The 26,163-nt window shown below is 35.0% G+C and carries 27 protein-coding genes and 1 pseudogene; 6 read left to right on the top strand and 22 right to left on the bottom strand.

The window, feature by feature from the left end; translation table 11 throughout:
• Positions 1-6 precede the first annotated feature (6 nt).
• From nikC to LPC09_RS11090, 13 genes and pseudogenes are all read right to left on the bottom strand, one after another.
• Positions 7-852 carry a nickel transporter permease gene (nikC, locus tag LPC09_RS11150; protein ID WP_231309526.1) on the bottom strand — a complete coding sequence of 282 codons (846 nt, stop codon included), beginning with the start codon at positions 850-852 and terminating at the stop codon, positions 7-9.
• Positions 849-1,790 carry a nickel ABC transporter permease gene (gene nikB / locus LPC09_RS11145; RefSeq protein ID WP_231309525.1) on the bottom strand — a complete coding sequence of 314 codons (942 nt, stop codon included), beginning with the start codon at positions 1,788-1,790 and terminating at the stop codon, positions 849-851. Before nikB ends, nikC begins: the two co-directional genes overlap by 4 nt.
• A gap of 1 nt (position 1,791) precedes the next feature.
• Complete coding sequence (nikA, locus tag LPC09_RS11140) at positions 1,792-3,324, bottom strand: nickel ABC transporter substrate-binding protein (protein ID WP_231309524.1); 1,533 nt, start codon at positions 3,322-3,324, stop codon at positions 1,792-1,794.
• A 331-nt stretch (positions 3,325-3,655) separates the two neighbouring features.
• Complete coding sequence (locus tag LPC09_RS11135) at positions 3,656-4,819, bottom strand: serine hydrolase domain-containing protein (protein ID WP_231309523.1); 1,164 nt, start codon at positions 4,817-4,819, stop codon at positions 3,656-3,658.
• 121 nt (positions 4,820-4,940) lie between these two features.
• On the bottom strand, positions 4,941-5,093 hold the full coding sequence (locus LPC09_RS11130; RefSeq protein ID WP_162987314.1) for a hypothetical protein: 153 nt from the start codon (positions 5,091-5,093) through the stop codon (positions 4,941-4,943).
• A 122-nt stretch (positions 5,094-5,215) separates the two neighbouring features.
• Positions 5,216-6,102 (bottom strand): annotated as a pseudogene (locus LPC09_RS11125) (PhzF family phenazine biosynthesis isomerase).
• A gap of 169 nt (positions 6,103-6,271) precedes the next feature.
• Positions 6,272-7,123, bottom strand: a complete 852-nt coding sequence (locus LPC09_RS11120) for a hypothetical protein (protein ID WP_231309522.1) — start codon at positions 7,121-7,123, stop codon at positions 6,272-6,274.
• A 19-nt stretch (positions 7,124-7,142) separates the two neighbouring features.
• Positions 7,143-9,560, bottom strand: coding sequence for a heavy metal translocating P-type ATPase (locus LPC09_RS11115; RefSeq protein WP_231309521.1), 2,418 nt, complete (start codon positions 9,558-9,560; stop codon positions 7,143-7,145).
• Between the two features lie 97 nt (positions 9,561-9,657).
• Positions 9,658-9,864: a copper chaperone CopZ gene (gene copZ / locus LPC09_RS11110; protein ID WP_231309520.1), complete on the bottom strand. Its 207-nt coding sequence runs from the start codon at positions 9,862-9,864 to the stop codon at positions 9,658-9,660.
• Positions 9,865-9,884: 20 nt separating this feature from the next.
• A complete protein-coding gene (locus LPC09_RS11105; RefSeq protein ID WP_269217429.1) occupies positions 9,885-10,226 on the bottom strand; it encodes a metal-sensing transcriptional repressor in 342 nt (113 codons plus the stop codon).
• 222 nt (positions 10,227-10,448) lie between these two features.
• A complete protein-coding gene (locus tag LPC09_RS11100) occupies positions 10,449-11,258 on the bottom strand; it encodes an MBL fold metallo-hydrolase (RefSeq protein ID WP_098797000.1) in 810 nt (269 codons plus the stop codon).
• Positions 11,258-12,289 (bottom strand): alpha/beta fold hydrolase, encoded by a 1,032-nt coding sequence (locus LPC09_RS11095; protein WP_176551051.1) that lies wholly within the window; start codon positions 12,287-12,289, stop codon positions 11,258-11,260. Before LPC09_RS11095 ends, LPC09_RS11100 begins: the two co-directional genes overlap by 1 nt.
• Before the next feature lie 55 nt (positions 12,290-12,344).
• Positions 12,345-13,355 (bottom strand): serine hydrolase domain-containing protein, encoded by a 1,011-nt coding sequence (locus LPC09_RS11090; RefSeq protein ID WP_098797002.1) that lies wholly within the window; start codon positions 13,353-13,355, stop codon positions 12,345-12,347.
• 108 nt (positions 13,356-13,463) lie between these two features.
• Between LPC09_RS11090 and LPC09_RS11085 the strand changes: the two genes are divergently transcribed.
• On the top strand, positions 13,464-14,078 hold the full coding sequence (locus LPC09_RS11085) for a TetR/AcrR family transcriptional regulator (protein WP_098797003.1): 615 nt from the start codon (positions 13,464-13,466) through the stop codon (positions 14,076-14,078).
• A gap of 121 nt (positions 14,079-14,199) precedes the next feature.
• Positions 14,200-14,682 carry a hypothetical protein gene (locus tag LPC09_RS11080; RefSeq protein ID WP_098799759.1) on the top strand — a complete coding sequence of 161 codons (483 nt, stop codon included), beginning with the start codon at positions 14,200-14,202 and terminating at the stop codon, positions 14,680-14,682.
• A 143-nt stretch (positions 14,683-14,825) separates the two neighbouring features.
• On the opposite strand, the gene LPC09_RS11075 is transcribed toward LPC09_RS11080, so the two are convergent.
• Positions 14,826-16,283, bottom strand: coding sequence for an IS1182 family transposase (locus tag LPC09_RS11075; RefSeq protein WP_231308825.1), 1,458 nt, complete (start codon positions 16,281-16,283; stop codon positions 14,826-14,828).
• Positions 16,284-16,553: 270 nt separating this feature from the next.
• On the opposite strand from LPC09_RS11075, the gene LPC09_RS11070 reads away from it, so the two are divergent.
• Complete coding sequence (locus tag LPC09_RS11070; RefSeq protein ID WP_231309519.1) at positions 16,554-16,841, top strand: outer membrane protein assembly factor BamD; 288 nt, start codon at positions 16,554-16,556, stop codon at positions 16,839-16,841.
• Positions 16,842-16,896: 55 nt separating this feature from the next.
• The gene (locus LPC09_RS11065; RefSeq protein ID WP_231309518.1) at positions 16,897-17,598 is read left to right on the top strand and encodes a hypothetical protein; all 702 of its coding nucleotides are present in this window, start codon (positions 16,897-16,899) and stop codon (positions 17,596-17,598) included.
• 70 nt (positions 17,599-17,668) lie between these two features.
• On the opposite strand, the gene LPC09_RS11060 is transcribed toward LPC09_RS11065, so the two are convergent.
• Positions 17,669-18,634: an aldolase catalytic domain-containing protein gene (locus tag LPC09_RS11060; protein ID WP_098799796.1), complete on the bottom strand. Its 966-nt coding sequence runs from the start codon at positions 18,632-18,634 to the stop codon at positions 17,669-17,671.
• A 175-nt stretch (positions 18,635-18,809) separates the two neighbouring features.
• Between LPC09_RS11060 and LPC09_RS11055 the strand changes: the two genes are divergently transcribed.
• Complete coding sequence (locus tag LPC09_RS11055; protein WP_098799795.1) at positions 18,810-19,136, top strand: MGMT family protein; 327 nt, start codon at positions 18,810-18,812, stop codon at positions 19,134-19,136.
• Between the two features lie 48 nt (positions 19,137-19,184).
• Here the strand turns inward: LPC09_RS11055 and LPC09_RS11050 are convergent, their stop codons facing one another.
• From LPC09_RS11050 to LPC09_RS11020, 7 genes are all read right to left on the bottom strand, one after another.
• Positions 19,185-20,009 carry an aldo/keto reductase gene (locus tag LPC09_RS11050; protein WP_098799794.1) on the bottom strand — a complete coding sequence of 275 codons (825 nt, stop codon included), beginning with the start codon at positions 20,007-20,009 and terminating at the stop codon, positions 19,185-19,187.
• Positions 20,010-20,089: 80 nt separating this feature from the next.
• Positions 20,090-21,301 carry a Bcr/CflA family multidrug efflux MFS transporter gene (locus LPC09_RS11045; protein ID WP_098799793.1) on the bottom strand — a complete coding sequence of 404 codons (1,212 nt, stop codon included), beginning with the start codon at positions 21,299-21,301 and terminating at the stop codon, positions 20,090-20,092.
• Between the two features lie 227 nt (positions 21,302-21,528).
• A complete protein-coding gene (locus LPC09_RS11040; RefSeq protein ID WP_231308486.1) occupies positions 21,529-22,398 on the bottom strand; it encodes an IS3 family transposase in 870 nt (289 codons plus the stop codon).
• Between the two features lie 44 nt (positions 22,399-22,442).
• Positions 22,443-22,745: a helix-turn-helix domain-containing protein gene (locus LPC09_RS11035; RefSeq protein ID WP_098797844.1), complete on the bottom strand. Its 303-nt coding sequence runs from the start codon at positions 22,743-22,745 to the stop codon at positions 22,443-22,445.
• Between the two features lie 195 nt (positions 22,746-22,940).
• Positions 22,941-23,162, bottom strand: coding sequence for a YdbC family protein (locus tag LPC09_RS11030; RefSeq protein WP_098799792.1), 222 nt, complete (start codon positions 23,160-23,162; stop codon positions 22,941-22,943).
• Positions 23,163-23,416: 254 nt separating this feature from the next.
• Complete coding sequence (locus tag LPC09_RS11025; protein ID WP_098799799.1) at positions 23,417-23,794, bottom strand: SET domain-containing protein; 378 nt, start codon at positions 23,792-23,794, stop codon at positions 23,417-23,419.
• Positions 23,795-24,132: 338 nt separating this feature from the next.
• The gene (locus tag LPC09_RS11020) at positions 24,133-25,251 is read right to left on the bottom strand and encodes an amidohydrolase (protein WP_098799791.1); all 1,119 of its coding nucleotides are present in this window, start codon (positions 25,249-25,251) and stop codon (positions 24,133-24,135) included.
• Positions 25,252-25,426: 175 nt separating this feature from the next.
• Here LPC09_RS11020 and LPC09_RS11015 point away from each other — a divergent pair, with 175 nt between their 5' ends.
• A complete protein-coding gene (locus LPC09_RS11015; RefSeq protein WP_098799790.1) occupies positions 25,427-26,098 on the top strand; it encodes a cell wall hydrolase in 672 nt (223 codons plus the stop codon).
• The last annotated feature ends 65 nt before the right edge of the window (positions 26,099-26,163 follow it).

Below are 26,163 nucleotides of genomic sequence, written 5' to 3'. Positions count from 1 at the left end.
TAAAAGCTACCCCTTTCTTTTAAATTGAACATCTAGTTTATCTCTTAAGCCATCTCCTATCAGATTAAAGGCCATCACAACAAGCATGATCGCTAGACCGGGAAAAATAATTAAAGCTGGAGATGTTTGAAAATATAATCTTCCTTCATTTAACATCGCTCCCCACTCTGGCAGTGGTGGTTGTGCTCCTAACCCGATATAGGATAGGGAAGAAATAAGAAGAATGATTTTCCCTATATCTAATGACGCTAAAACAATCACTTGTGGTAGGATATGTTTAAATAAATGTAGTGTCATGATTTTCCAAACAGAACTTCCACTAAAAGCAGACATCGTAATATAGTCCTTATGCTTCTCGGTTAGGACAATACTACGTGTTAACCGGGCATAGCCTACCCACTTTACTGAAATAATGGCAATCATCACATTCCAAATTCCGGGTCCAAGTAATCCTGTTATCGCGATTGCCAGTAAAAAATCTGGGAACGCAACAAACGTATCAATTACTCTCATAAATAATTGATCTATTTTTTTCCCGAAGTAGCCTGAAAGAACACCAACTGGTAAGCCAATTAATAAAGAAACAAAGATGGATAAAACCGATATCCCCAATGTGTAGATGGCACCTTCTGTTAACCTCGCTAAAATGTCCCTACCTAGTTGATCTGTTCCTAGTAAATGCTCGATACTAGGCGACTGCAATCGTTCACCAGTGTTTACTTTTAATGGATCATGTGGATTAAATAGATAAGATAAGAAAAAAAGGAGCATAATCAAGATGAGTAATAGTACACCCGTTTGAATGAATAGATTTCGCTTTTTCTTCTTAAGATGTAATACATCCGTTATCATGCTCTCTGCTCCTTTCTTCTTAATTTTGGGTCTAAAAGATAATACGATAAGTCAACAATTAAATTAATACTCATGACAAAAATGCCTGAAAGTAATATATAAGCTTGGATTAACGGATAGTCTCGATTCATGATGGCTTCAACGACCATTTTTCCTAATCCAGGCCATGAAAATAATATTTCTACAACAATTGCCCCTGCCAATAGATTACCAAGGCTCATACCAAACATCGTAACAACTGGTATCATGCTCTCACGTAAGGAGTATTTAAAAATTAAGCTTTTTTCACGGATGCCTTTCATTCTCAACGCCTTAATATAAGGCTTATTCATTGTTTCAAGCATTGCCGCTCTCAATAGCCTAGCGTAAACAGCAGACATTGCAAGTCCTAATGTAAGGGATGGGAGAATAAGGCTTTCGGCACCATTATGACCGATAAACGGAAGAACCTTCAACTTTACACTAAAGAAATATATCAATAAAAGTCCCAGCCAAAAGCTTGGAATGGAAGCTCCGAAAAAAGCAAAAATTCGTCCAAGATGATCAATCCATTTTGATTGATAAACAGCTGAACAAACTCCTAATGGAATCGATAGTAAGATAACAACAAGCATTCCCCCTCCCATCAGTTCAAGAGAAGCTTGTAAGCGGTCCTGTATTTCACTCAAAACAGGTCGGTTTGTTAAATACGATTCCCCAAAATCTAGCTTAATCGCCTGTTTAAGCCACATTCCATATTGAACAAAGATGGGCTGATCAAAGCCCATCTCCGATCTTATTTCCTCAATTTCTGCTTCTGTAATCATCACTTCATCAATATCCAACATTGCCTTTACAGGATCCCCGGGTGCTAATTTAATGAACACAAAGCTCAAAAACGAAAGACAAAGTAATACGACAATAGTTTGTATAATTTTTGATAAAAGAAATCGAATCACGTTATTCTACATCCAATTGATTTGTTATTAAATAATATTCTTGTTTTGAAACTGAATAGTTTTTTACATCTCTATTCATCGCAACAGTGATCATTGGGTGAACAATATAAGATTGATAAATTTTTTGCTGAGTCATGTTTTCAACCTGTTTTCCAAGATCGTTACGTTTCTCAACATCTGTTGTTTTATTTAGCTCTGTTACAATTTCATTAATTTCTGAGTCATTAATTTCACCAATATTTAGAGCACCATCAAGTGAATAGGCAGAATTCAGGAAATATCCAACATCTCCACGTGGAGCAGTTAAATTACTGTATGTTGCAATATCCCATTCCTCATTTGTTGATAAGTACTCATCAATATTTTCAACAGATTTAATGTTGATTTCAACACCTATTTCCTTTGCATTCGATTGAAGCATCTGTGCTATAAGTGGAAGCTCTGGTCTTGATTGATAGGTAATCATCTCTAGTTTCAACGGTTCTCCATTTTTCTCCATTACACCCTTATCTTCCTTATAACCAGCTTCTTCAAGCAGTTTCTTTGCATGACTAGGATCATATTTAACGGGATCTGCTTTCATGCTAAACGGAAAGTCAGGATTAAACGGCCCCCCTGCTGGTACAGCCATTCCTCCCATTAAGTCATTGGCAACTGCGTCACGATCAAATAAGGAATCCAAAGCTTGACGGACTTTTTCATCGGCACCTTCAGAGCTGTTCATGTTATAGGAAATAAAATGTGTACGTAAACTACTCACAGATTCTACTACAATATTTTCATCACTCTTTAAAGAGGTGGCTAATTCAGAAGGTAGATAATAAATGATATCCGCTTCCCCAGATTGAAGAGCCATAGCCCTTGCATTCGCATCTGAATTAAAACCAAATGTTACTTTATCAAGTTTTGGTTCTCCATTCCAATACGAAGTATTTTTAGTAAGCTCTACCTTTACCTCTGAATCAAATGTATCAACAACAAAAGGTCCTGTTCCTATTGGGGCAGTTCTCAATTTCTCATCATCTTCTACCTTAACAATTGACGTATGCGGATGTGTTAATTCAGAAGGAAAAGCTGGTAGAGGTTGTGTTGTTTTAAAAATAACTGAATTTCCTTCAGTTGAGACTGACTCTAGCTTTAAAGCTGCTTTCATTGATTCACTAACGTTGATTCCACGCTCAAACGATTGTTTCACAGCTTCTGCATCTAATTTTGTTCCGTCTTGAAACAGTACTCCGTCCTGAACGGTAAATGACCATGTTAATTCATCAATTGCTTTCCACTCAATTGCAAGCCAAGGTTCAAGCTCCAAATCTTCATTTAACTTGACTAAAGTTTCAGTGATTCCAGCTCGTACTGTTGTACTATTATCGTCTTTGTGTGGATCAAGAGTGCTTGTAGGAAAATTAAACAAAAAAGTTAATGATTTTTCTTCGGCTTCGTTTGCTGCTTCCTTACTATTAGTGCTTGAGTTAGAGCATGCTGACAGCATTAATACGATTCCAATAATGATAGACAAAAATGTAGTTTTCATAAAACATCTCCTCACGTTATGTACATTAAACGAAATTGTTACGATTTAATTAGCAAAATTATTTTTATGTAGATTATTTAAAGTTATATGACATAAATCGTAATTGTTACGCTTTGTATCATAAATCAGTTTTATATGTACTGTCAACAAAATTTGGGATTTTTTTATATAAATTCTATTTTAGCAGTTTTTAACTTTACAATATAGCTTTTTTTATATCAGAATTAATTTAAGAAAGGTAGAGGTAAATGTCATATCAGGTTAAGTTATTACTTTTTCAAAAACTTTAATAACCGAAAAGGCCTGTAATCAGATTCGATTACAGGCTACTTTACTTTACTGCTCCATAAATCACATTTCGCAACCTAGGCTGATGGTAAGCTTCAAAGTTTGGTATCATTTGCTGCATATATACAGCTGATAGCTTTTCTTGAGGATCAATCAATACCCACGTACCGGCTAATCCTGACCATCCAAATTCCCCTTCCGAGCCATTGCTTCCACCTTGTGCCGAATCCATCATAGTCCGAACACCGAGTCCGTAGCCGTATCCGGCTAAATAGTCCCAATTGTATGTTGTAGCTTGTTCATCATTTAGTTGATTTTTTGTCATAAAAGAAATTGTTTTTTCTCCAATAACTTTCACTCCCTCAAATTCTCCACCGTTAGCAAGCATATGAGCAAAACGGCTGTAATCTCCTAATGTTGACAATAAACCACCACCACCAGATTCAAGCTCTGATAATGGTTCAAATTGAACGTCCATTTTTTCATTTTTAGTCAGAGATCCATCTTCATTACGATTATAGAGAACTGCAAATCGATGCTTTTTGTTATCAGGGATTCTAAAAAATGTATCCTTCATTGCGAGTGGAGTGAAGATTTCGTCTTGAAAAAACTGTCCTAGTGTTTTTCCTGTTAGAACTTCAATCAATGCCCCTAACACATCATGGCTTAGACCGTAATACCAGTGGGCTCCGGGTTGAAAGGCAAGTGGAATGGTAGCAAGTACTTCTGATAGACGGCGATTTGTTAATTTTTCACCCTTTTCTTGTAATTGCTGAAACGTTTTAGCAACATGTTTTTCGGTTTCATTTGCTTCTCCACCATACGTAAGCCCAGAAGTCATTGTAAATAAATCTTTTACTAAGATCGATCTTGATGCTGGTATTACAGTAACCTTGCCGGAATCATCTTTATGATATACCTTCATATTTTTAAATTCTGGTAAGTATTTTTCAAGTGGGTCGTTTAATAAAAAAAGACCTCGCTCATATAGCATAAGTGCTGCTGTACACGTGACAACCTTAGTCATGGAATATATGCGAAAAATCGTATCTTCATCTATCGCAATTTTATCTTCTTTATTAGCAAAACCAACATAATCTTTATAGATTGTATTTCCTTGATGCATAACCTGAAGGGAACAGCCTGATGGTCCCTTTTCCGTAAAGTTTTTTAATAAAGGGTGCAATCTGGTATGTAATTCGTTCAAGTGTTTATCTCCTCTCAACACGTTTCTCCCTCTATTTTTCTACAATTAACTAAATTTAGCAATCTATTTAATTATGTAAATGTTTTCATAAATAAAGGGCCTTCATTGGCCCTGGACAATCCTATATGTTTGAAAATCGTTCTTTAATCATTTTCAATGCTTCTACCAGTCCTGGAAGTTTATCGAAATACTCTGCTTCATTCTTTAGAAGGATTTCATTAATACGTGACTGCAAAAGCTCCTCAACCAACTCAACAGTTTGTCGATGATCCATTGTTCACACCCTTAAATGAAGTTCTTCTACTATATGCATGTGATGATAAAATGTTTCTAATTTTATTCTTTATCATTTTAGTACTAAGTACTTTGTAACGTTACTAATTTCCAACAATCCAATTAAATAACAATATCAAATTCTTTTACAAATCTAGCTGTCCCAGTGATCTCAACTTCATGGGAATCGTGATTTTTTGTTACTGTAACATGGACTCGCCCATCTTTATCCATTTCCTGTCCTTGTTCAACTAACAGTACAAGTTGATCACTTAACTTATCAATATATCTGGCATAATAGGCTCCCATGACTCCTGTTGCCGTACCTGTTACAGGGTCTTCAATCGTTCCGGAATATGGAGATGAAAAATGACGAGCATGCATATCAGCAGTAGGTTCATAGGTTTCAAGAGAAAAAGGATGGATGGATGCTTTTGGCATTTCTTTTAAAATAGTTGGGAACAATTTGGTAGTTGGTTTCATTTTATGAAAGGCTTCAAGATTTTTAATTGGTACTAGCAGTGTCCAAATTCCTGTACTACCATACACCACTGGTAAATCATTATCAATATCCTTAGCATCTATATTGATTGACTTAGCTAAATCATCGTGAGAACCTTTAAATTCGATAAATTGAGGTGCAGCTTGTTTCATTGAAATTTCTACATCTTCATCCTTTGAAAGAACTTTTATAGGTAAAACTCCTGCTTTTGTTTCAATCATTAAATGATCTTTTGGCGGAAGTAAATCCATTTTATTTAATGCATAGATTGACGCCATTGTGGCATGACCGCATAAATTCATTTCGTGCCCTGGTGTAAAATATCGTAATCTAAGATCTGCCACACTAGATGGGTATAGAAAGGTTGTTTCATTAAAACCAACTTTTGCAACGATTTGCACCATTTCTTCTTCTGTAAAATCTTCCCCATTTAACACAAAGCCTGCCGGGTTCCCTTTGTTCGGTTGTGAACTGAATGCTCATAATGATAAACTTTTACTGTTTTCATTTGTTAAGGCTCCATTTCTTTGTATTTAAAATGACTTACCTGCTGTTATTGAGCTCCGCAATAAAGTTTGATGATTATATCATTCTATTACTACTCACTTTAAACCTCTACATTTTCAAAAAAAACTGCTCAATCTTATACGACTGAACAGTTCTTTAAAATTCTCATATTATTTTATCTCTACAACAAATGGAAAGATCTTCACCTCACCATTTATTTGAAACTCAGCCCATATTTTATATATTCCAGGATTCGTAAACTGCGTTTCAAACACTGGTGTATCTCCTTCAAGTGGATGAACATGTAAGTATTGTTGTGCTTCTTCATCCAAGATAACAACATGCCCCAGTGCGCCGAGGTAGGTTTCTAAATCTGCACCATGAACACCAAATGTTAATGTAACTGGCTCATTTATCACTAATGGTGTTGTTGACAGTGACACTTTGTTGTCTTCAACTGTTTTTTCAAGTAGTGGATCAACTGTTAATGAACCATGATGATGTTCTTCTTCAACAGGATTTCCTACTTTAAAGGAAATTGGTTGAACTTGATAATCTAAATTTTTGGGTTTTATATCGACAAAAGCCTTGTATATTCCTTCTTCTAGTTCGCTTTTTACTTCAAAATGACCTGGTGTGGTTTCCTCAGGGTGGAGATGGTAATACTGTTCTAAATGCTCATCAACGACAATTAAATGTAGAAGCTTTTCATGATTTACCTCTAAGTTTGTTACAGGCTTACCTGTAAGATCTTTTAAGTTTAAAACCAATTTTTCATCAACTTCTTTAATGGTTACGTTAACTTCACTCTCTGTTTCTGAGTTAACTCCATGTTCATGCTCTGATTTCGAATGTTCATTTTCCGTTGAAGCATGGTTATTATGTTCAGTTGTTTTTTCTGTTTTATGTTCTTCAGCATGTGTATCAACTTTTGTTTCCTCTAAAAACACCGAATCATATATATAGTAGCCAATAATAACAATACCTAGATAAATGAATGCTGAAAGGATCCATTTTTTCATTATTTGGTTCTCCTATTCACTATAGTTTTACTCTTTGTAGGCGTAACGCATTTAGAACAACGGACACTGAGCTAAATGCCATTGCTGCTCCTGCTAACCATGGGGCAAGGAAGCCTAATGCTGCTATTGGTATACCGAGTGAATTATAAGCAAATGCCCAGAATAAATTTTGTTTAATATTTTTGATTGTTTTTTTACTCATAAAGATTGCATCAGCAATGCTATTTAAATCTCCACGAATAAGTGTAATATCCGCTGCTTCCATTGCAACATCTGTACCTGTTCCAATTGCCATTCCTATATCAGCGATCGCAAGTGCTGGTGCGTCATTGATCCCATCGCCGACCATCGCGACGATTTTTCCTTCCTTCTGCAATTTTTTTACTTCTTCCGCTTTTCCTTCTGGCAGCACTTCTGCTACAACAGAATCAATTCCAGCTTCAGTTGCGATTGCTTTCGCTGTTCGCTCGTTATCACCAGTTATCATGACAACTTCTAAGCCCATTCCTTTTAGACGTTTTACTGCTTCTTTTGAGGTAGGTTTAATTGTATCAGCAACAGCTACTAATCCGGCATATTGATTGTTAATGGCAATCAGCATCGCCGTTTTACCGCTTTCTTCAAGATTCTCCATAGTTGGTAGAGCCTGTTCAATGTTTATATTATATTTTTGCATTAATTTTCTCGTACCAGCTAATATAGTTTGATTGTTTACTTTTGCTTTTATACCGTAGCCTGGTATAGCCTCAAATTCTTCAACATCAGACAGTTCAATCTTCTTTCCCTTAATTCCAGTTACGATCGCCTCAGCAAGTGGGTGTTCAGATTGCTTTTCAGCCGTTCCAACTAGTTGTAAAAACTCCTCTTCATTGACATTATTCTTAACAAAAACATCAGTTAAAATTGGTGCTCCATTTGTAACCGTTCCTGTTTTATCTAAAAGGATAGTCGTTAATCTGTGCGTCATTTCTAAATGCTCTCCACCTTTAAATAAAACACCGATCTCTGCTGCTCTACCTGATCCAGCCATGATTGATGTTGGTGTTGCCAATCCAAGTGCACAAGGACAAGCAATCACTAGCACGGCAATTAACTTTTCAAGAGCTTCGGCAAAATCGCCTGGTGTAATCCAGATAAACCAAACAAGAAATGTGAGAAAGGCAATTGCTACAACGATTGGGACAAAAATACCGGAGATTTGATCCGCTAAACGTTGAATTGGTGCTTTCGAACCTTGAGCCTCTTCCACCACTTTAATAATTTGTGAGAGTGCTGTGTCACGACCAACCTTTGTTGCTTTTACTTTTAAAAATCCATTTTTGTTAATAGTTGCTCCGATGACAGAATCACCAATTGTTTTATCTACCGGAACACTCTCACCAGTTAGCATTGATTCGTCTAATGCCGAACGACCTTCGAAAATTTCTCCGTCAACTGGAACTTTTTCGCCAGGCTTAACATAAAGAATGTCACCAACTACAACGTCATCTAGTGCAACCTCTTGTTCCACTCCATTACGGAAAACAGTCGCTGTTTTCGCTTGAAGACCCATTAGCTTTTTGATCGCTTCAGATGAACGCCCTTTTGCACGAACTTCAAACAACTTGCCTAAAATAATCAATGTAATTAACACTGCACTTGTTTCATAATAAAGCTCAATCATATGTGCTTCACTTCCGATTGAAGCGATCGATAAATATAAACTATAAAAATAAGCAGCTGATGTTCCTAGTGCAACAAGAACGTCCATGTTGGCACTTTTATTTCTTAATGCTTTGAATGCTCCTACGTAAAACTGTTTTCCTACGATAAATTGAACAGGTGTTGCTAAGGCTAGCTGTACCCATGGATTCATAAACATATCAGGTAAATAAATAAACGAGGTAAAGCTAAAGTGGCTGACCATTGCCCAAAGAAGGGGAATGGATAAGATAAGGGAAAAGAAAAACTTTCCTTGTTGAGTTTCAATTTCCTTCGCTTTTAGATCAGCAACATCTTCTTTTTGCTCACCTTTTTCACTCGCTTGATATCCAAGTTTTTCAATCTTTTCAATCATCTCTTTTGTTCCAGTTTGTGAAGGATTATAGGCGACTGATGCACTTTCTAACGCTAAGTTGACGGTTGCATTTGTTACACCTTCTATTTTGTTTAATCCTTTTTCAATCCTGGTTGCACAAGCAGCACAAGTCATACCGATAATAGCTAAATCCACTTTTTCCTCAACTACCTCGTAGCCCAGGTCATTTATTTTCTTTTTAAAGTCTTCTATTTTTACAACATTAGGGTTGTATTTGATCGATGTTCTTTCAAGAGCAAAATTTACGTTGGCTTCTTCTACACCTTCTACTTTTTTTAGTCCTTTTTCAATTCGAACTGCACATGAAGCACAGGTCATACCTGTAATTGGCAGAACAGCTTCTTTTATTTCCTGCGTCATATCGTCGTCCTCCTATATACCCCGCAGTGGTATATTTACTTTCAAAAGGAAACGTGCAATGATAAAAGCACGTTTCACAGTCTTTTTTATGTTATTCTTATACTACATCGTATCCTTGATCATCAATTGTTTCCTTTATTGTGTCTAATGAAACAATTTCTGGATTAAATTCTAATTCAACTTTTCCTTCATTTAAATGAACTTTTACCTGTGAAACACCATTTAATTTTCCAACATTTCCTTCTATAGCATTCACGCAGTGTCCACAAGACATTCCATTAACTGTTAAGATGATTTTTTGCATATTTTTTCTCTCCTCTATTATTATTTTTTCATTAATCGTTGAATGGTTATAAGCAATTCATCAACAATTTCTAAATCCCCTGCTCTAATTCTTTCTGTTACACAACTTTTTAAATGAGTTTCTAATAATACTTTGGAAAAGCTATTTAATGCGGACTGAACAGCTGAGACTTGGGTAATCACATCATCACAATAAGTATCTTTTTCAACTAATCCTTTAATACCTCGAATTTGTCCTTCAATTCTGTTCAACCTAGTAATAAGCGTTTTTTTTACTTTTTCTGAATGATGGCTTTCCCTTTCAGAATGTTGTCCGGAGCAACAAACTTCAACCTCTAACATCTCATTTTGTTCTTCACACATTAACATAACCTCCTTATAAATATAATCTACCATACCCCCCTACCCTATGTAAAGTATTTTATTGGTAAATTATTCTTTTCTTTTTAAAGAGGTACTTTAAAGAGCCTCCATACCGAGGTGTATTATAGAGGTTGCTCTTTTTATTATCTATCATATAAAGGCCTGTTTTTTATTCAAGTTTATTGTAATAGTTGAAAATCCTTAATTCAAACGATCTGTTTTTTAGCTATTCAAAAAATGAATATATCGATCTGCTGATTTTATAAAAGAATTCTTGCCGTCCTTCACGATCTTATGATCAAAAGCACCATAAATAGCTTCAAAATCATAGTTTTCTAAGCTCATTTTAATATTGTTTACCACCCTAGCTGACAACGGTATATGATTTGGAGCACTATAAATAAAGCTTAGCCAACCTTGATCAGGTACAATATAGATGCTATCACCTACGAGTAATGTACCTTTTTTATACGAACCAAGTGTCCATAGCAAAACGGAGCTACCTTCAAAATGTCCTCCTACATGGATGAGAGAAATATGTTTAGTTAATTCAAGGCTATCCCCGTTCCAGAAATGAATGAGCGAACAAGTTCTCGTTACCCAATCAAGATCTTTTTCATGGATATAGATTGGACATTGAAATGCATTCCCCCATTCAATGATCGTACTATAATAATGCGGGTGAGAAATGGCAATCCCTCGTAACCCACCAAGTTCGTTTATTTTGTTAATTGTTTTCTCATCTAGATAAGTAATACAATCCCAAAGTATATTTCCTTCATCAGTCCTAATCAAATAAGCTTTTTGACCAATACCTACTTGCGGATATGTGCGAATACTCCATAAACCTGGCTCTATTTCCACAAATTCGTTATGAAAGCCTTCTTGCTTTAGCTCCTCTAATGTTGTCCACTTTTGTCCAGTTAACGGAACGTATTGTCGTTCGTCACTACAAATTTTACATATACCTGGTGGTTGATGTGTAGCTTCATACTGTACTCCGCATGCTTTACATATATAGTGTGCCCTCATTAAATAACCCCCATTTTATTTAGTTTAATCAGGTGATTATTTTTCACTTCTTTCATAATGAGATTAAATTTATTTGCTTCCTCAAAACATGCATAATGCCCTGATTCCTCAAGAAAGTATATTTCCTTTTTTGGTGCTTTTAGAAAGTCATAATATTCCTTTAATCGATCACTAAACACAATTCTGTCATGTTTTCCTGCAATAAAATAAACAGGAACCTTCACCTCCGAAACAAGATGAAACAAGTTGATTTTAGTTAATTCATCCCAAAGATGTGTTGATGAAAAACCAAATCTTTTCATAAACGAGAGCTTTTCTTTCAAAGTTAAATGAGAACTTAAAATGTAGTGAATATTAACAGAGGAAGCTTTTAATTTATACGTAACACCATTAAATTTTGTCAGCCATGTTCGTTGCGTGACTAAATCATCTACTGAATGATAGAAACCGTTCTTTGGAGAACCAATTCGCTCTAATTGCAAAATGGCTTTTTTATGATTCTTTTCTTTAGCCATGCTTAAAGCAAATTGATATGATCTTATTTCTTCCTCATCACGTTTCACTGGCTGGTTTATTCCTACATAGGCCTCTACTAACTCAGTAAACTTTTGTACAAATAATAATCCAAGCACCGCCCCGACAGAATGTCCCATAAGGAATACTTTCTTTTGTCGAAATTGTGAAGTAAGATATTTGACGAGTTCATGGCAATCTGAAAGCAATTGTTCTATGTTCATACTCTCAGGTGTTATTTCGGAAGAATAAGATTTCCCTGATCCTCTTTGATCCCAATTTACAACAAGAAAATCATCTTCCAGATCAGCATTATAGTGCATTTGTGCTCCTGTTTGTGGGCTTCCTGGTCCTCCATGTAAAAAAAGCAAAATTGGTAGGTCTTTATGTTTTCCACGGATTGTGATCCATTGCGTTACATTACCCAACGTTAGTTTTTCTAATTTTGCAACACTGTTCTTATCAGATTGTTTATTTTTATAGGGTTTAACATATCCACCTTTTAGTTGTTGAAACACAATACTTGCCCCCTATGCTTTTTATTTTATAAACTAACGTTTGTTAGTTAAGGATTTAAAAAAATTTCTGCCAATGATGCAGTTTTTGATTAAATAAAAGGGAAGCTAATTCTCTACTTATAAGTGTTGCTCCCAGCTCTTTCATCGTAAGCATTTTATGGGATGTCATATCATTACTTATAACAACAATCGTCATATCATCATCAAGATATCTTTCAACATGAGTTGTAAAACCACCTGGGTGCGTACCTCCATGAGAAACACTTTTCCTCCCAAAAAGCTGTTTGATAAACCAACTATAACCCATCGTGATAAACCTTCCTTTGTAAGTTGGTGTTTGCATTTGTTCACTGGATTTTTTAGTTATTAAGATATTTGACTCAAGAGCTTTGTGGAACAAATGAATATCTTCTAAGGTTGAAATAGCATCACCACACGCGAATAAAAGAGTTGGACTCACATACGGCCCTGACTTTTGATTTATATAATTATTAGCTCTACCTTTTATTTCTTCATGTAAAAAGCCCGTTTGCTTCATGTTTGCTGGCTTGAAGATGTGTTCTTTTATATAGTCATGGTAGGTTACTCCAGACACTTTCTCAATAATTAGTCCTAACATAAAAAAACCAGTGTTGTTGTATGAAATTTTTTGTCCAGGTGTGAAATTTAATTTATGTTGCTGGAGTGTCTCAAGTATTTGTTTCTGAGTGTAATCTTGATCCCATTTTAATTGCTTTCTTAGCATGAGATAATTAGGAATTCCAGATGTATGGTTTAATAAATGATGTATGGTAATACCCTTATTTTTATAGAAAGGAAAGAATTCGTCGATTGGCTGATGGATAGACAATTTTCCTTTCTCGATAAGTTGGAATGTTGCAACAGCTGTTAATGGTTTGCTTAGCATGGATCCCATTGGATATTTTGTATGGATATTGTTCTCAATCTCCTTCTCTTTGTTGGATAGTCCAAATGCATCTTGGTAGATTATTTCATTTCCCTTTGAAATCGAAATAACACCAGAAAATTTGGGCCGCCTTTCCATATATGATTGAAATGTATTCATATCTATCCCCCCATTGAAAACTAACGAACGTTAGTATACAATGTCATTATATGGTTTAACTAGAAATGTTGCAACATTTTTTTCCAACTAATTTTAAGGGTGTGTAAAATGACTAAAAACACAAAGGATAAAATATTTGAAACGGCGTTAGATCTTTTTTCACAAAAAGGTTATAGTGCTGTTTCTATAAGAGAAATAACAAGAACTGTCGGTATAAAGGAAAGCTCTCTTTATAATCATTACAAAAATAAGGAGCAAATTCTTGAATCGATCCTTACTCATTTTCGCACAGATTTTTCAAAAACAATGCCTCCTCTTGAAGCATTGGATGAGATTTTAAACAATTCAACTACAGATGCTTTTTTTAAGGCAGGACACAGAAATTTTAAAACATATATGGAAAATGTTCATGCCCAGAAAATGTGGAGAGTTCTACAAGTTGAGCAATTCCGTGAACCAATGGCTCGGGACATCATCCTAAACGATTTCTTTCAATCAACAATTGATTTCCTCGAAATTGTCTTTAAAAAATTGATCAAAATGAATAGGATTAAGCCGGTTGACCCAAGATTACTTGCCGTTGAATACCAATATCCAGCATTTTCTCTCCTAGCTGAATATAACATCCTAAAGTTTGATGGTAAGGACACCACTGAAGTAGAAAGGCGCTTGGATCAGCATATTGACTTCTTTTTAGAAATGGTAAAGGTACCACAAGAGTAAAGCAAACCACTGGAACATAATGTGAAACAAGAAAAATCTGGTGGTGCCTGTCACTCTACGTACAGGCACCACCCGCCCATTCCCTCATAAGATAACGTATTAGAACAGAGGGGTGACCGGTGTGAAGTGGTGGTTAAAGACGCTGATTCTAACCTATCTTTCTTTCTTGTTTTTTGGGAGCTTTCTTGCAGTAGGTGCTTTGTGGACTGGTATTCTAGAAAAAGCGTTCCCAATCATTTCTGATATCGAGATTTTTTTATATTATTTCTTTGCGGGAGCAATTGGTGGTTCACTAAGGCATCTTTATATGTTTTGCTCTCACTATATGAAAGATGGATTAACCGACTATCGAGAATGGATTATGTATATTTTTTATCCAATATTTGCGACAGGCACAGCTGTTATCGCTGTTACACTTATTCAAAGTGGTTTATTTTTAGTTGAATTTATTGACTACAAAGATGCGCCACTAGCTCAGATTAGTATTGCATTTTTTGTTGGATTTGGGTTTAATCGGTTTTTAAACAAATTAAATGTTGTTTCTAAAAATTTATTTAAAAGTGACAAAAATGATAAAGAAAGTGAAAGTAAAACTTCATCGTAAAATGAAAAACCTCCTGAAAATCTGAGGCCACTGAAAATCTGACGATTTTAAAGATTATTCATGTGAGTTTAAAAAGAGCCGACTTTTTTTCCTTTTTTAGGAATTAAAGTCGGCTCTTTCTTTGCATTAGCCACATATTTTCTCTAATTTTCCCCTAGTAGCTTTAGAATTCTTTTAATGTTTACCGTAAATATAGCCATGGCGCCTTGCAACTCCATGCTAATTAGACCCGAGGATTTTGCCACATTATACCCGTGTCTGTGTTTTAATTCACTATTTTTCGCTTCAATTTTATAACGCTCTTTAGACTTTTCCTTAAAATATACACTTTTCTGGAATTGTGCTTGGGATGAATGTTGATCAGACTTAAGGGAAACAGAATATGTTTTACTTTTGGCTCCCTCTTTGTAGCACCCTTCTCTGAAAGGACATCTCTTGCATTTTTCAACATTAAAATAGTAGGTATCAACTTGGTTTTTGCCTACTCCTTTTTTACCTTGCCTAGCTTTCCGTACAGCCATATGCCCTGCCTTGCAGACATACATGCCCGCATCCTTATTGAATTCAAATTCATCCTCTTTTTTTCGGGTACCCTGAGTTATGGAAGGATTTAATTTTGAGACCAGTTTAATTCCATTTTCCTTACTATATTGAATGTTGTCTTTCTCAGAATACGCAGTATCCCCAATAACCGTTTCAATTTCCATTCCTGCATCTATACTTTTCTCAACAAGTGTCTGTAGCTCTTTTCCATCATTTTTTTCTCCGGTTGTAATCGTTGCGGCTGTAATAATTCGCTCTTCACTCATCGCCAGATGAGTTTTATAGCCAAAGAATGATGAGTCAGCTGCTTTGTGTCCGACTTTGGCATCTAGATCATTCATGGACTGTAGCTGTTCGATATCATCTGCAACGGCTTCTTTCAGGAGATTAAGATGTTCCTTGACTTTTGGATACTCTAAAAGGCTTTCTTCCTTTTCAATCACTTCAATGAGCTCTTGGGAATAAGTAATCTCATCTTCAAGTAGATCATTGTTTGGCTTTACGGGGAATTTCTTCTTCATACTCTCGTTAATTTTATAAATTGCTTTTCTGAGGTTTTTGGAGCGCTCCATTAGTATTTCTTTTGGAGTCATTTGATTATATCTCGCCTTTGTATGGGTGGCATCTACAATAATGGACTTGCTTTTAATAATCTCTTTCTCAATGGCAATCTCCACTGTCTTATTGATAAGCATGTCTAATAAGTTCATGTCTTTTAACCTAAGCTTACGAAACTTTGTCAAAGAACTTGAATCAATAACGGCTTCCTCCGGAGCCATATCCAAAAAATATTTGAAGGACATATCATATTTTGAACGCTCGATAATATCAACATCTGAAACATCATGAATGGTTTTCAAAAACAAATATTTAAACATGCGAATAGGATCTATCGCATTCCGCCCATTATCTAGACAATATTTATCCTTTAATTCTTCGTAAATAAAAGAAAAGTCAATTAGATCCTTAATTCTTCGTAACATATTATCCTGAGGAACGACGATATCATATAGAGCCACATATGGACTAAACATCATTGTTTGTTGTTTTTGTATCATTGGAAACCACCCACTTATATTTATAATTTTAATTATAAAGTAAAAAAGGTAGAAAAGTTCACCTAAGTGAATCTTTCTACCTTTTACTTGGACTTTTTCAGTGGCCTCGAAAATCTGGGGGTTTTTCTGTGAAACAAAAGTGTGTGAAACAAGAAAAATCGGGTGGTGACAGGCACCAAAAACCAGATACTACCACTACTAAACAAATCAAGTAAGTACAAATCTTTGATATAATATGAGAATAAAATTACTAAAGGAATGGAAAAAACAATGAAACTACAAAGTTTAATATTACTATTTGCTCTTATTACTTTTCTTACTTCGTGTTCTAACGAAAGTTATCAGCATGCTATAGACCAAGGGATGAAAGAGCTTGGTCAAAAAAATTACCATCAGGCTGCCATTTACTTTGAACTTGCCTTAAATGAAAAAGCAGGTGATCGAGATGCAGCAAGCTACTTTGATCAGGCAACAAATATGGAACGAGCTAAAAAGGCTTATAAGGAAAAAGATTATGAGTCTGCTATTAAGTCGTTGGATGTTGTCATAAATAAATGAACAAAATGGTTTAAAAACCGTTCAGGATGAAGCTGAAACACTAAGAAAACAAATAATGGAAGAAAATAATCAAACCTCCTCAGTTGAGGAGAAAATAACCTTTATTAACGAGTTATTGAAGAAAAATAATATTAGTGAAGCTGAAAAAGAGTTAAAACTTATACAAGCTACTATTTCCTCTAACGAAATTCTCAACGTCTATGAATCTAAAGTGAATGAATTGATAAAACAAGTTGAACTTGCTACAAGTGAAACAGATGAAAATGAACAACTTAGTAACAGTACTAATGAGAAAAATGAGAAAGAAAAGGAGAAGGAGAGGAAAAAAGAATCAAAGCAAAAATCTATTTCCTATCAGCATTATACAAATGAACGATATGGATTTTCCTTGAAAGTACCAAGCAACTTAAAGATGGCTCCTCCCCCAACTAATGGAGATGGCGTAAGGTTTTATAGCGAAGATTTTGAAGTTACTGCCTATGGTAACCATACGAATATTATAAGTGAAAACGAAACAATTGAAACTTACTACAATGAAGATCTGAACTCTATTCCAGTTAACATTGCTTATAAAAGACTAACAGCCAACTGGTATGTTCTTTCTTATGAACAAAATGGGATGATTACGTACAAAAAGTTTTTCTTTGGAAATGAAGTAGCAAATACGATTATAATGACGTACCCAGCAAGTGAACAAAGTAAGTATGGCAATACAGTTACACATATGATTGAATCATTTCGCTCTTCAGCTTATTAATAAAAAATGCTAAGCACTTTTTACGTGCTTAGCATTTTTTTATTTTAAGAAGCCCAAATTTCCATAGTCTTTACTTTTTGGCAGGAGCAACTGAAGCTTCTGGTGATGTTACTTTATCGTAGAACTCTACGTATTTGTCACGATCTTCACTATCACGATATGCCATAGCTACACGTGGATGTTCATTAAGAGCACCGGAAATCATGTAAGGGATGATATAGCCCCACTCCCATTTTTGTCGCATTTCTACCATGTGCTTTTCAATAACACCTAGAACCGGTTTTAGCTCATAGCTTGATTTTTTAACATGTGTTACAAGTAATTCCGTGTGACAATTACCTGCCGCACGGCCCATACCAAACACAGAAGCATCTAGGTAGCTTACTCCATTTCTCATAGCTGTTAACGTATTTGCAAATGCAAGCTGCATATTGTTGTGTGTATGAATACCAAACTGTTTATTAGGAAGCATAGACTTAAATTTCTTTACTTGATGTTCGATATCAAAAGGATCTAGGCTGCCAAAAGAATCTACAATATAAACAACATCAACCGGGCTATCTTTGACCATATCGAATGCCTCAATTAATTGATTCTCGGGAACACTTGATAAAGCCATAATATTAAGAGCTGTTTCATATCCTAGATCATGGAACATTTGAACAAGTTCCAACCCCTTGTCCACTTCACGAATGTAGCAAGCAATACGAATCATGTCTAATACACTTTCTTCTCGTGGTAAAACATCATTAGGATCTACTCTTCCGATATCAACAAGTGCTGAAAGCTTTGTGAATTTTTTCTGAGGAATCACTTCTTTTAAAAATTTGTCATCAAGAAATCTCCACGGATTCGGCTCGCTTGCTTTTAATAGCTTCGGGGAATTTTTGTAGCCAACTTCCATATATTCAACACCAGCTTCACTTAAGCCGTTATATAAGTCTTGAACGAACTCCACACTAAAATCCCAATTATTTACGAGTCCACCATCACGGATTGTACAGTCAATTATATGAGTGTGTTTTTCTGTAGTCATTGCTTCCTCCTGAATATGTAGAATATCTATTAATTTGACACATTGCTTAGTTGGTGTCAACTTATTTCGCAAAACTATTATAAATATTGTGAAAATAAGTCCTTTATGTTTCTTAGGATTAAATTAATGTTACCATAAGTATGAAGTTAGTCTTTATCTTTTAAGGAGAAATTTCATGCGTCCCTTTACAAAAAGAACGATCCATATAATAAAAAATATACCTAAAGGAAAAGTCATGACATATGGACAAATTGCACGGTTAGCTGGAAGCCCAAGAGCAGCTAGGCAAGTTGTTCGGATTTTTCATTCTATGAGTGAAAAACATCAACTTCCTTGGCATCGTGTTGTTAACGCAAAAGGAGAAATTGGCTTTAAGGATGAGGAAGCTTTTTACTCACAAAAGCTACTTCTTGAGAATGAAGGTGTTAGTTTTGATAAGCAAATAGATTTGGTTAAATATCAGTTTCATCCAATAGAAATAGATGTTGTTGATTTTCTATAATAGTAAGGCCCATTCCTAGTATAAAGGAATGGGCTTTTTAAGGTATGTTTATCGAATATGCATTTCGTTTGGATGCTTACCTTTACGACGGTTTTTGTTCAGTTCATGAATTGAATTCATTTCGTCTGATGTTAATTCAAAGTCAAATACGTTGAAGTTTTCTTCAATTCTTGATGGTGTAACTGATTTTGGAATAACAATCGTATTATTTTGTAAATGCCAGCGTAAAACAACTTGTGCTGGAGTTTTGCTGTGAGACTCGGCAATTTTAACAATTACATCATCTCTTAACACATCTCCACCCTGTTCAAGTGGACTCCAAGCCTCTACATAAATATTATGTTTTGCACAAAACTCTTTTAGCTCATTTTGTGCAAGATATGGATGACACTCGATTTGATTTAAAACTGGCACAACTTCACATTCATCTAATAGACGCTGTAAATGTTCAATTTCAAAATTACATACCCCAATAGCTTTTACTCGACCATCATGGTAAAGCTTTTCTAATGCTTTATATGTATCAACATATTGATCAAATTGAGGAGTTGGCCAATGAATCAAATAAAGGTCAACATAATCAAGGCCCAATCTTTCTAAACTTTCATCAAAAGCACGTAAAGTATTGTCGTAGCCTTGATCGCTATTCCAAACCTTTGTTGTGATGAACAATTCTTCACGTGGGATGGTTGAATCTTTAATTGCTTTTCCAACACCAGCTTCATTCTTGTATATCATAGCTGTGTCAATCGATCTATAACCAACTTCAAGAGCATTTGCTACAGCAGTTGTTGCTTGATCATCTGCAACCTGCCAAACACCGTATCCTAGTTGTGGCATTTTTAATCCATTATTTAATGTAACGAAATCCATCTACCATCACTCCTATATATGTTAGTTTAACCGTCAATCTAACTATACTAAATTTTCGCTAAGAATCAAAAGAATATACCTTACTTTGCCGGTTGAACCTTTACAGGGGCTTTTCTAACTAATCCAAAATAGGATAAGAAAGCTAAAAAACTTGCAGAAAAAATCACAATCCCCATAGGAATAGCATTGAATTCTCCAGCAATACCAACTAACGGCGCTGTTAACGATCCTAGTACAAATGGTAAAAGTCCAAGAAGCGCAGAAGCACTACCTGCTATATGACCTTGTGTATCCATCGCTAGTGCGAATGATGTTGTTGAAATAATCCCGATTGAAGCAACTAAAAAGAAAATAGGAATGGCAACAGCTATGATTGGCGCTTTTAAAAGCAGTGCTATTAGTAATAGTGCTCCTGCTGTGTTAGATAAAATTAATCCAATTTTTAAAAATGTTTTTTCAGAAATTATATCATTTAACCGTCCAACTGACTGACTTCCGATGATCAAAGCGATTCCGTTCACTCCAAATAAGAAGCTAAACTGCTGTGGAGTGACGCCATAAATATTTTGATAGACAAACGGAATACCAGATACGTAGGCAAAAATACCAGCGATGATAAACCCTTGTGTGAGAGCATAACCTGCGAATTGGCGATCCTTTAATAGAGAGCCAAAATTTTTGACCACCTGTTTAAAATTACTTGGAACACGTTTTTCCACCGGTAATGTTTCTTCAAGTTTCCATGATACAGTTAAGAATAAAATTAATCCTACACATGCTAAAACAAAAAATACACCCGTCCAGTTTGTAAAAGCCAAAATCCCACCACCTACAATTGGCGCAACGATTGGACCTAGATTACCAACTAACATTAGTAGAGCAAAAAACTTAGTCAATTCTTTTCCGCTATAAAGGTCCCGAACAACAGCTCGTGAAATAACAAGACCACCTGCTGCTGCAAAACCTTGGACAAATCTTGATGCAATAAACATATAAATGTTTGGAGATATTGCACAAGTTAGTGATGCAAGTAAATAAAGAATAATGAAAATAAGTAAGGGTTTTCGTCGACCTTGTACATCACTCATAGGACCAATAACCAATTGTCCTAGACCTAAACCTAATAAACATGTTGTTAAGCTAATTTGTACAAGAGATGCATTTGTATGATAATCCTCTACAATTGTAGGAAATGACGGCAAATACATATCAATCGTAAATGGACCCAATAGCCCCAATGACCCTAAAAGCAACCCCAGTTGTAAACGTTTTGAACCGGTTAAATTATTCATGATGTCTCTCCTTTCGGGTGCCTGTGGTCAAACCCCCAATAAATAGACAAAAAACAAAACGACAAAATTGGAAAATAAATGAAATGTAATTGTCCTTTGAATTTTAAACTGAGATTTATTTAATACTTGACATGGAGCCTCTGTGGGCATTATTCTGCCACCAAAAAGCCAGCCATTTAGTTAATGGTTGGCATACCAAACAAGGCAATCATGCCCACCACTCCATATCAAGTTGCTGCTTTGAAGTTTGATACGCAAAGCCCCAGCTTCTTAGTTTGGATATAATCCTTATAATATTCACTTGGAGAAACAAAACCGGTTCTTGTATGAATTCGTTCCTCGTTGTAATAATGTACATATTTTTTAAAGTTTGTATCACTTGTTTTTATGTTATTTGTGGGATAAAAACATGGAAACTCAGATTTTAGTTGGGAAAAAAAGCTCTCTATTACCGCATTGTCCCAACAATTTGCTTTACGTGACATACTCGGAGTAAAGTGTAGATTCTTGCTTAATTCATTGTAACTAAGGGATCTATAGACACTTCCTTGATCACTATGAATGACTACGCCTTTTAAATCTTTCAGATTTCTATTTTTCATCGCCTTTTTTACAGTAGCTTCAATTAATTCAGTGTTTGGACTTGTGCTAATCTCAAAAGCAATAATTTCACTGTTAAATAAGTCTAGAATAGCTGAGATACATCTTTTATGTGACCCAATCCATACCTCAGTCATATCTGTTACCCATTTTTGATTAGGGTGAACTGCTTTGAAATTTCTTTTTAAAATATTTTCATATACAAAACCAGCTGCTTGAACTTTAGACTCTTTGGTTGTTTTTGGCCGTCTTACTTTGGCTTTTAAGTTTGTTACTTTCATTAAGCGAGCTACTCTTTTGTGATTCACTACTATTCCTTTATTCTTCAATACTTTCGAAATTCGTTTAGCACCATAGGTGCCCTGATGACGATTATAGATACGTTTAATAAGGCTTAAAATTTCACGATCCCCTTTACCAATTTTTCTACTAGGACGTTTAATATAAGCGTAATATCCACTTTTAGATACCCCTAAAACCTTACATAACAACACCACAGAATATTCCTCTCTCAAGTGGGTAATTGCCTCATATTTTGTGTTTATTTTTTCTCCTTGAGAAAGGCCTGGAACTTTTTTAGGATTTCATTCTCTAGTTCTTTTTCTTTAAGTTTCTTTTCTAACTCTCTTATCTTTTCATCTTGTTTTTGAGTTGAAGAATGGGCAACAGATTTAGGATTAATTAATCCTTTTTCTCCATTTTTCTTATATGCATTAACCCATCGATTAACCGTATCACGATGAAGGTCTAAATCTTTAGCCACAATTGCCACTGGTGTAAGATCTTCCAATACTCTACGAACAGCTTTTAACTTAGTTTCGACAGTATTATGTTGTTTTGCCATCTCTTATCCCCCCAATAAAAATGTATATATGTCGTACTTTAATTATAATTCATATGTCCATTATAAGGGGGTCGAGCACTGTCACCACCCGATATTTGTCGTTTTTTTTGCCTTGACAACATTCAAAATGTTCTCCTGTAAAAACAAAAATTAAGAACCTGTATCTAATGCATACTAGTTCTTAAAGTGTATTTACTATAATTCTATTCCATTTAAGATTTCTCTAAGCTGAATGACTTCTTCTTTAGAAAGTGTAACGCCTTTCCCCATTTTGTCGTGTTGTTCATCCCAATCACGTATATCATATTTGGGATCGCGGCCATTCCAGCTAATAAGATTAAATTCCTTCTTCCACCCTTTCGCACCTTCGGATATTATGCCTAAATTTTGTTGAATGTCAAATTTTATATTTGCCATTTTTGTGTCATCTCCTAAGTCTAATCTACTTGAAGATTATACCACTTTCATGCTAAATAAATACAATGAAAAACATTGCATATAGAAAGATCTCTATTTGGTTCCGTGAAACAAGAAAAAACGGGAAATGACAGCACTCTTTCCTAGTCAACTCTAAAAAAAAATGAACCTAATCCTCTAAAGGAAAGGTTCACATAATAAAAAAGTACGAATTTTAAAATAACCAATTAACAAAAAAGTACTATTCGTACAAATTACTCCTTATCAAACCACAATGGCTCTTTATCATCAACATCACCATTATAGTTTATCAAAATCTCATCTCCAGCTTGTATATCAGTATAAGCATAAAAATCAAAGGTATGATTATCGAAATTAATCTCATAAATCGCATTAGGTTCATATGAATGGTTAAATAGCATTCCATAACCTAGAAGGATAGCTGTGTGATTTATACCATATTCAAAAGCATAATCAGCAAGTAACGTTTTTTCTATATGTTGATGCTGATCATTTGGATAAGAAATGACAGGTGCTTCATGTAAAAGCTCGCCTTTTTTGATATTAGTTTTAGCAAATACTCCTCTATTAAATTCTCCATCACTGAGAGAAGATGTTTTTATTTCAATCATGTTCATCACCCACTCTCTTATAAAATGTCTTTCTAACTATAACATTAACTGAAACAATTTACTTATTTTTTAAATTAACTCTTAACAAAATCTTCTCCTTTCTCTTCCTTTTTCATTCTCTCTACAAATCCTTCTCCAAATTTAATTGAAAGTAATTGTCCATTTGATGCCCAGTTTTCTCTTTCATATTCATCGATTAAAACAGTTACCCATTCTTCTTTTACGTTTAGATGGTTGCTGCTTCCTTTGTTACTGATTCAACAAATTGTTATTTATGTTTTACCGATCTTCCTTCCGCTAACTTTACGGTTATAATAGGCATGATTTATCCTCCTAAATTAACTTATTTCAATTATTCCCTTAAACAGCTCGACCGCTGTTTCTATCACGTCGTCTCTGAAATCATATTCAACAGTATGGATAGGTGGATACTCTTCGCCATTTCCGATATAGAAAATAGCTCCTTTTGTTTCCTTTAAATAATGACCGAAATCCTCAGAAGCACGAAACGCCTGCTTCATTTCAGTAAGGTTAATTCCTTTGTTTTTACAAACAACTCGTATTTTATCTGAGCTCTCCTTATGATTAACCGTCTCAGGAAAAACATCGTTATAAGAAAAAATAGCCTTTAGACCATATTGCTTTGCAAGTGATAATGTTAGTCCTTCAAGATTATATTGCAGTTTATCCAAGTCTTCTTCGTATAGAGCACGAATTGTCAAAAGCAGCTCACCTTTGCTTGCTGATACCCCGAAGGCTTTTTCACCGATCTTAACATGTACCACAGTACAGAGAACCACACCTTTATTGTTCTCGGCAGATGTAAAGACATCGATTGTATCAATGATTTTTGCAATAGCAAAGGCAGGATTAATTCCATCTTCAGGCTGACTAGCATGTGCCGGAGTTCCTTCCATAAAAATTGTCATACCTTTAGATGCACAGTGAGCCGTTCCGTTTATAACATTCACCGTATTATGAGCCATTCCACTCATATTGTGATAAGCAAAGATCTCTTGGATCTTATTTTCCTTTATAAAAGAAATGCATTCTAACGCTCCATCTCCAGTTTCCTCAGCGTGTTGAAATAAGAAAAAGATATTTTTGTCTGCTCCTTTTTGATCTATTTCAAGAGCTAATCCAGCTAAAGATGCTGAATGACCGTCATGACCACATTTGTGAGATATACCGGGTGTCTGTGAGGCATGAGGAATTACAATCGTTTCTTCGATTGGAAGTGCATCAAAGTCTGCTCGAAATGCAATGTTTTCTCGATCTTGTCCTGCTCGGTATATAGCGTAAAACCACTTTCCTTTGTCAACGATTTCAAGGTTTGTATAACTTTTTAGAAACGAAATTAAATGTTGTTTTGTCCATACTTCATGGTTGGAAAGCTCTGGATGTTTATGTAATTCATGACGTAACTCTATAACTAATTCTAGATTTTCTCTCTCCATTTATTTCTTCCTCTATTTTTTTATTTATTTTAAGACTGTATAACCTATGAAATATCAGTGTTTCAGCTCCTTGTAATCTTCCTGTAATAAAATTGTAACACTATTCAATTTTTTTTGGACATAGGTATGAGTAAGACAAGAGTTCAAAAAATGATATTTACTAGGAGGACTAATTGTGAAAAAACTACTTTTTTTACTAGCATTCCTGACCACTCTGTTTGTAGCTGCACCTACCTTTGCACATACGGTTGAAAAAGGTGACACGATGTCGGAAATCGCACGTAAGAATGGACTATCATTAAATCAACTAGCAAAAGCAAACCCACATGTTAAAAACATTGATTTAATTTATGTTGGCCAACAAATTAATACAACAATTAATAAAACTATTCATACTTCGGATAAGCCAAGTGTAAAGACACTATCAAATAAAACAAATAATACCACTCAAGTTAGTAGAGAAAATGATCGCTCTAAAAAGATTAGCCTTTCAGAAGCTGAAATAGATTTATTAGCAAGAATTGTACGAGCTGAAGCTCAAACAGAATCGTTTGAAGGTAAAGTAGCAGTTGCAAGTGTTGTGTTAAATCGAGTTGACAGCCCAAAATTCCCTGATACAGTTAGAGAAGTGATCTATCAGCGTAATCAATTTCAGCCAGTTGCAAATGGACAGATTAATAAACCAGCAGATGAAGAGTCTAGAAAAGCTGTTTTTGCTGCCCTATCTGATATGAGAGCTATAGCAAAAGATGCCTTATTCTTTTATAATCCGGATATTGCCCAGAGTAGATGGCTTGATTCAAGAGAAACAACAGTACAAATTGGACAACATGTGTTTAAAAAATAATCTTCATTTTATATTAATTATTCAATTATCTTACTGTTAGTAATTACTAACATTTACATAGATGA

The sequence above is a fragment of the Metabacillus sp. B2-18 genome (assembly GCF_021117275.1).
Lineage (GTDB): Bacteria > Bacillota > Bacilli > Bacillales > Bacillaceae > Metabacillus.
The sequence above is the reverse complement of the archived record's forward strand: the minus strand, read 5'-3'. Positions and strand labels throughout refer to the sequence as shown.